This window comes from Fibrobacter succinogenes, assembly GCF_902779965.1.
Classification (GTDB): Bacteria; Fibrobacterota; Fibrobacteria; order Fibrobacterales; family Fibrobacteraceae; genus Fibrobacter; species Fibrobacter succinogenes_F.
The window spans coordinates 1-5,449 of the sequence record NZ_CACZDK010000066.1; the positions used below are offsets into that span (position 1 = coordinate 1).

The 5,449-nt window shown below is 50.0% G+C and carries 3 protein-coding genes; all 3 read right to left on the reverse strand.

The features are described from left to right. Positions 1-361: 361 nt before the first annotated feature. Entirely contained in the window at positions 362-1,945 is a 1,584-nt protein-coding gene (locus HUF13_RS16960) for a DEAD/DEAH box helicase (protein ID WP_173476208.1), read from the reverse strand. Positions 1,946-1,990: 45 nt separating this feature from the next. Beyond that, the gene (locus HUF13_RS16965; protein ID WP_304039352.1) at positions 1,991-3,016 is read right to left on the reverse strand and encodes a GGDEF domain-containing protein; all 1,026 of its coding nucleotides are present in this window, start codon (positions 3,014-3,016) and stop codon (positions 1,991-1,993) included. Between the two features lie 374 nt (positions 3,017-3,390). After that, positions 3,391-5,449 (reverse strand): alanine--tRNA ligase (gene alaS, locus HUF13_RS16970; RefSeq protein WP_173476210.1); only part of this gene is annotated, 2,059 nt, incomplete at its 5' end.

Genomic DNA, 5,449 nt, shown 5'->3' on the forward strand with positions numbered 1-5,449 from the left:
CAAGCCAAGCAGATAAAGGCTTGCGGACGATTTCAGGTACCCAAATGTCATATAATCAAAAAGTACCTGTTTTCAGGTACCTTTTTGTCATATAGACCTAGAAAACTTAATGGATCCTATCGCCTCTTCGAGGCTCCAGGATGACAGCAAAAAAAAGACGACCCCGAAATCATTCGACTATGCTAAGGATGACGAATGCGAGAAATAATGTGCCCTATTCCCCGGCTCGCAGGCCGGGGCTAAAGGCGTAAAAGGCAAATGTAGCGGGGCTGCCTGCAAACCCATTACTAAGCCGACACGCCTAAGCTCAAAGAGCAACGGCATTAAAGACTTCGCAGTCTCAAATGCTCCAGGGTGACGTTTATTGCAAGCCTTGGGCTTCGCGCATGCGGCGGCGGGCGCGGGAACCGGGGCGGTTACGGCGATGGCGGCGTTCACCATGCGGTGCTTGCGGCTGATTTGGGGCAGCATTTTGGCGAGCCTGCGCTTCGACATGAACATTTTGTGCGTGGGTATTTTGCGCCGGAGCATTATGCTGAGGCTTACCGTGACCATGTTTCTGATTGTGCGGTATTTCATTCGCACGGAGCTGCACATTTTCAGCGTTTGCGCTTTGCGCAGTTCCATCCGCCAACATATTATTCAAATTCTGCTTTCCGCGATTTTCATTGCGATTTGCGCGATTAGCCTTATGTGAATCACGATTATTGCGAGTTTCTGCAGCGCGAGCCTGCGCTTCTTCACGGGACATGCGTCCGCGAGAATTGCGCATCATACTTTCGGCAGTCTCTTTTTGCGGAGGCGGCAATTTGTCATAAATGCTTTGGTCGCCTTCCGGAATTTTCACACGCGTAAGCTTTTCGATTCCGCGCAAATCAGATTCTTCGTCCGGCGAGCAGAAAGAAATCGCGACACCTTCCTTGCCAGCGCGAGCGGTACGGCCAATGCGATGCACGAACGTTTCATGTTCACTCGGCAAGTCGTAATTAAACACATGGCTTACATCGTCCACGTCAATGCCACGTGCCGCGATGTCTGTCGCCACAAGCACTCGAATTTGTTCGCACTTAAAATTCCCGAGAGCTTCTTGACGGCGGTTCTGGCTCTTGTTCCCGTGAATGGCAGCGCACTTGACACCAGCCTTTTCAAGAACGCGCACAATCTTATCGGCACCGTGCTTTGTTCTGCAAAACACAAGCACCTTTTTCATTTCAGGGTGTTCCGCCAAGAGTTCCTTGAGGAGCGCTCCCTTGCGGCGCTTGTCAATGCGATACAACTCCTGACGGATACGTTCAATCGGAGTGCTCTGCGGAGCCACTTCAACTTGCACTGGGTTCGGACGCAAAATCGTCGATGCGAGTTTCAAAACCTCATCCGGCATCGTTGCGCTAAAGAACAAATTCTGTCGATCCGGCGGGAGCATCGCCACGACCTTGCGAACATCATGGATAAAGCCCATATCAAGCATGCGGTCAGCTTCGTCAAGTACAAAGAATTCCAACTTCTTCAGCGAAACAGCCTTCTGCCCAATCAAATCCAGCAGACGCCCCGGAGTCGCCACAAGCACATCCACGCCGCGAATCAAATTGCGCTTTTGCGGACCGTCGCCCACACCACCAAAAATGCACGTTGTCGAAATCGCCGTGAACTGAGCATACGCCTTGAAGCAATCTTCAACTTGAATCGCAAGTTCACGAGTCGGCAAAAGAATCAACGCACGGCAAGTCTTCGGAGAACGGAACTTTCCAGAATCCAAAAGCCGCTGCAAAATCGGGAGTGCAAATGCAGCCGTCTTTCCGGTTCCCGTCTGCGCAATACCCAAAATATCCTTGCCTTCCAGCAAGCTCGGGATGGAACGTTCTTGAATCGGGGTCGGAGTTTCGTAACCAACGGCGCGAACAGCTCGCTGCAACGGATTAGCCAAAGGAAGTTCTTCAAATTTCATACGCGCCCAAAGATAGAAAAACGGAATCGAGCGCCATACAACAATTTAACGCAGGCGACGATCCAAACCTGCATGGGAAGCGTAGAAAGCCTTCTTATCTTCGTACATGCGCGCATCGATAACATTAATGAAAGTATCAACGCTTTCAGTCTTCATATTAAGTTTATGGCAACCAATCGAAACAAACAATTCGTAAGGTTTGGATCCATTTTTGTTAAACTTATCAAAGAACTCACGAATTCTTGTAACGCAGCTTTCCACAGCAACATCATCTTGCGTATTCAAAAGAACAACAAATTCATCCCCAGCATAGCGCATCACGCATCCACCATTCCCCACTGCGGATTGGAGGATTCGCGCAGAAACCACTAAAGCATCGTCACCTACGGCATGACCAAATTTGTCATTAATATGCTTGAACGCATTCAAGTCAATCATGATACCCGTAATATTAAGCTTGGGCGTTTTGACATTCCGTTCCAGCAAATAAAGTAAATATGAACGATTAAAAAGCCCTGTCAATTGGTCATGATAAATCATTTCGTTTTGAAGGCTTGCAAGCACACCAGCAATCGAAACGGCAATACTTGTCGGAATCACCGAGATTCCATAGTAAAGCGATTGGACCACGCCACCAATAAATATCGGCACAATAAAGACCCAAATCGGGAAAAACTTGAGAATTCCGCCATTAGCTTTGCTTTTAAAATAAGTCACCAAGCTATTGATAACCAGCATGTAATCTACAACGAGATAAAATACATATAAATTCGTTCTAGAATAAAGATTATTACTGTCAATATGGAACACGATCGGCGTAAACAGATTGATTATCAATAAAGCAAGTCCAATAAAGACTACTACATCCAACATAATTTTAGAACGACGAGGAATGGAACCATTCAAGTAGAACGACAAGAAACGAACCCAATAACTAACAGCAAGCATATTCGCAGCAAAGAGCCACGAGCTCGTCGCATAGACAACGAACTTCGGAAGTAAGCCGGGCATTCCTTTCATCGTGTACGAAATCGGATCAGCAACGCAACTGGTCAGCGCAAGAAACATCATCAACAGCAAATTTCTGTCGGCACGACTCCGCGTTTGGAATCGCCATAAGTTACATACAATCAAAACCGCAATCAAAACTATACCGATTGCATTAGTTACGTATATGCTTTCTAGATTAAAAAGCGGTTCCATTTTTCCAACCTTACCTCTAATTATACATTTTATTTAAAGGATTGAAAGCAAAGATATTTTCACATTGAAAGATTTTTGTGCTAAAAATATAATATTATGACTAATATTTTGAAAGTCCTTAAAAAAAGAACTTTTTGCAAAAAAAGCTGCGATTAAATCGCAGCTTTTCTAAAGATTTTCGATAAGATTGAACAACATAGTGACGGTCGAAGTTTACCCCTCCAACCGTCTACTTTCTACTGTTATGCACCCAACTTAGCACGAATCCAGTTGTTGGCGTTAGCAATAGCTTCGGCAATCTTTTCCGGTTCACGAGTACCAGCCTGAGCGCGGTCCGGGCGTCCACCGCCCTTACCATTGCAAGCCTTGGCAAGATCCTTGACGATGTCGCCAGCCTTAATACCCTTGGCCTGAACATTCTTGCCGACCATCACGGCGATGCTACCAGCACCGTTGTCCTTGTTCGCAATCACGGCGACGCTATCGACATCAAGCTTGTTCTGAACGCCGTCCAGCAAGTTCTTGTACTTTTCATCCGGCAAGGAGAGTTCGCGCACGTAGAGGTTCACGCCCATCACGTTGATACCGCCGTTCAAGAGTTCGGCAGCAGCAAGCGTTGCGAGTTCGAGCTTCACGGACTGCAAGCTCTTTTCGAGGTTCTGCGTCTTGGCAAAGGACTGCTGAATGCGGTCCAGAACTTCGGCGTCCTTGCAGCGGAGCTGTTCGCGGAGAGCAGTGAGAATCTGCGTACCGGCGCGGAGGAGGCTCAAGGCGCCACGGCCAGAAACCGCTTCGATACGGCGCACGCCAGCAGACACGCTAGATTCAGAAACGATCTTCACGAGACCGATGTTACCGGTGTTCTGCACATGCAAGCCACCGCAGAGTTCCTTGGAGAATTCTTCGTTGCAAGCACCCATCTTCACGACGCGGACTTCGTCGCCGTACTTTTCGCCGAACAGAGCCATGGCACCGCTTGCCTTGGCTTCGTCCACACCCATCACCTGAGTGTTGACCGGCAGGCATTCCATGACCTTTGCGTTCACGATGTCTTCGACCTTTTGAATTTCTTCGGCGGTCATCGCGTTGAAGTGGCTGAAGTCGAAGCGGAGAAGTTCGTTCGAAACGAAGCTACCCTGCTGCTGCACGTGAGTGCCGAGCACCTGACGCAGCGCTGCCTGCAGCAAGTGAGTGGCGGAGTGGTTCTTGCGAATGTCGTTACGGCGATCGTTGTCGACAGTTGCCATGAACACAGCACCCATCGTCGTTTCGTTAGCCGTACCCTTCTTCACCTTACCGCGGCAGAGGGCGGTGTCATTCACCTTCACGGTGTCGAACACGTCAATTTCGAGGTCGCCAGAAACGAGCGTACCCTTGTCGCCGACCTGGCCACCCATTTCGGCATAGAACGGAGAAGTTTCAAGCACGATGCTCAAGACGCCCTTGTCTTCGCGCCAGCGAACAACCTTCGTTTCGCAAGCGGAGAGTTCGTAGCCCACGAACTTGGTGCTTTCTTCGCTGTACTGCGTCCAGCCTTCGGTACCCATCGTGTTGATGCCCTGCTTCATGTTGGCGCGGGCGCGGGCCTTCTGTTCTTCCATGCACTTCTCGTAGCCTTCTTCATCAATCAGGAGGCCCTTTTCTTCGGCGAGAATGCCGGTGAGGTCCGGCGGGAATCCATAGGTATCATAGAGCAAGAACACCTTGTCGCCCGGAATCTTGTCGCCCTTCTTGAGTTCGGCAGAGATTGCGGCGAAGCGTTCGAGACCGGCGTCCAGCGTACGGATAAAGCTTTCTTCTTCGCTCTTGATCACGCTAGCAACGAATTCCTTGCGTTCGCGGATTTCCGGGAAGGCGTCGCCCATCGTATCGGCAAGCACCTGCACGAGCTGGCAAATGAACGGCTTCTTCTGACCGAGAAGGCGGGCAAAGCGGCTTGCGCGGCGGAGAATGCGGCGGAGCACGTAGCCACGGCCTTCGTTGCTCGGGAGGGCGCCATCGGCAATAGCGAAAGAAATAGCGCGGATGTGGTCGGCAATCACGCGGTGCGGGGTACCGGCTTCGCCATCGTTGTACGGAACGCCAGAGAGTTCAGCAATCTTTGCGATAATCGGGGTAAACACATCGGTGTCGTAGTTGCTGGTCTTGCCCTGAAGAATAGCGCAGATACGTTCGAACCCCATACCGGTATCGACGTTCTTCGCCTTCAGCGGAATGAGGCTTCCGTCGCTCACGCGTTCGTACTGCATGAACACGTTATTCCAAATTTCAATGTAGCGGTCGTTTTCGCCGTTCACGCCC

What these genes read in the sequence shown, in the direction of transcription:
- HUF13_RS16960 (WP_173476208.1), bottom strand. Translation starts at nt 1,945, where the DNA reads ATGAAATTTGAAGAACTTCCTTTGGCTAATCCGTTGCAGCGAGCTGTT.
- HUF13_RS16965 (WP_304039352.1), bottom strand. Translation starts at nt 3,016, where the DNA reads ATGATGTTTCTTGCGCTGACCAGTTGCGTTGCTGATCCGATTTCGTAC.